Origin of the sequence: Streptomyces sp. NRRL B-3229, from assembly GCF_000719505.1 — a bacterium.
GTDB classification, from domain to species: domain Bacteria; phylum Actinomycetota; class Actinomycetes; order Streptomycetales; family Streptomycetaceae; genus Streptomyces; species Streptomyces griseorubiginosus.
On the sequence record NZ_JOGP01000177.1, the window covers coordinates 1 to 201 of the forward strand.

General features: G+C 63.2%; 1 protein-coding gene. It reads left to right on the forward strand.

The genetic code is table 11. The features are described 5' to 3' along the window. On the forward strand, window positions 1-201 hold a 201-nt coding region (locus IF54_RS40385), incomplete at both ends, for an alpha-amylase family glycosyl hydrolase (protein WP_037821326.1).

A 201-nucleotide genomic window follows, 5' to 3' on the forward strand; every position in this document is an offset into this window, starting at 1 on the left:
CGCGTCATCATCGACTTCGTCATGAACCACACCAGCGACCAGCACCCGTGGTTCCAGGAGTCCCGCGCCAACCCCGACGGCCCCTACGGCGACTACTACATGTGGGCCGACGACGACAAGCAGTACCAGGACGCCCGGATCATCTTCGTCGACACCGAGGCCTCCAACTGGACCTTCGACCCGGTCCGCAAGCAGTACTTC